Origin of the sequence: Fulvimonas soli (assembly GCF_003148905.1) — a bacterium.
GTDB classification, from domain to species: Bacteria; Pseudomonadota; Gammaproteobacteria; order Xanthomonadales; family Rhodanobacteraceae; genus Fulvimonas; species Fulvimonas soli.
In genome coordinates this window covers 1-1,190 of record NZ_QGHC01000043.1, presented here as the reverse complement: position 1 = coordinate 1,190, position 1,190 = coordinate 1, and the positions used below count along the sequence as shown (strand labels likewise).

The following is a 1,190-nucleotide window of genomic DNA, read 5'->3' as shown; positions in this document are numbered from 1 at the left end:
TGTACAAGTTGAGTAATTGCCCGACACTGGGCCGTCGATAGCGACGGTCAGGCGACGAGTTTCTCAGCTTCGGATTCGGTTGTCTCCTCGGGTTCGGGGATGATGGGCGGCAGGGTTTCGAGGTTCAATGCATCGCGCAGCGCCATCGCCGGCGTGCGGCCTTTCAGGCGATAGCCTTGGTGGCTGCGTTCAAGGTTGTAGTAGCGCAGGAAGGCGTCCAGATCGCGCTGGATTTCGGCAGGGGTGATGTACCAGGTCTGGCGTCCGGCGACGCGGAAGCACTCGTCGAGCAGGGTTCGGTTCATGCGTTCGACGAAGCCGTTGGTGCGCGGCGTGGCGATCTTGGTGGTGCGGTGCTCGATGCCTTCCATCGCCAGCAGCAGCTCGAAGGGATGATGGTCTTTCACGCCGCAGAACTCGCGGCCGTTGTCGGTGAGCACGGCTTGGACAGGGGTGTTGATCGCCTCGTAGAACGGCAGGACGCGCTCGTAGAGGGTGTCGGCGGCGGTGACGGGCATCTTGCTGGTGTAGACCTTGGCGAAGGCCAGCGAGCAGAAGGTGTCGACCACGACCTGCACATAGACCTTGCCCACGCCCTTGAGCGTGCCCCAGTAGAAGGTGTCCTGGCAAAGCAGTTCGCCGGGTGCGGCCGATTCGACGTGCTGTTGCGGGATGACCTCGCTGCCGGCCTTTTCCAGCAGGCGCATCTGCGCTTCGGTCAGGACGAAGGTGGTATCGCGGGCATGGGCTTCCAGCCGCAGCAGGCGTTTGTGGCGAGTGAGCAGGTCGTGGCGTTGCCAGACGCCGCGCACACCGGAGGGGCTGACCTCGGTGCCTTGCAGGCGCAGTTGGTTGGCGACGAACTGCGAGCCTTTGGTGGGGAATTGCAGACAGAAGTCGAGGATGGCTTGCTCGACGTCGGGAGAAACGCGGTTGGGATGCGGCCCGCGCGGGCCGCGCCGCTGTTCGACGAGAGCGGCAACGCCGCCGGTCTGGAAGGCGCGCTTGACCTCGTAGAACGAGTCGCGGTGGTAGCCCATCAACTGGCAGGCCTTGGACACGTTGCCGAGTTCTTCGGCCAATTGCAGCAGGGACAGCTTGCGCTTGGTACGCTGGGATGCGGCGGACATCTGGGTTCTCCAAGTAGGGATTGGACGGTGTGGTAACCACCAATCTACCGAAGGCCCAGG

Annotated in this window: 1 protein-coding gene; it reads right to left on the bottom strand. The window is 63.5% G+C overall.

Annotation, left to right across the window (positions count from 1 at the left end; all coding sequences use genetic code 11):
- Window positions 1–47: 47 nt before the first annotated feature.
- Window positions 48–1,130 carry an IS481 family transposase gene (locus C7456_RS16740; protein ID WP_109724938.1) on the bottom strand — a complete coding sequence of 361 codons (1,083 nt, stop codon included), beginning with the start codon at window positions 1,128–1,130 and terminating at the stop codon, window positions 48–50.
- Between the last annotated feature and the right edge of the window lie 60 nt (window positions 1,131–1,190).

Excerpts from the sequence above, each read along its gene's own strand:
- C7456_RS16740 (WP_109724938.1), bottom strand. The coding sequence starts at position 1,130 with ATGTCCGCCGCATCCCAGCGTACCAAGCGCAAGCTGTCCCTGCTGCAA.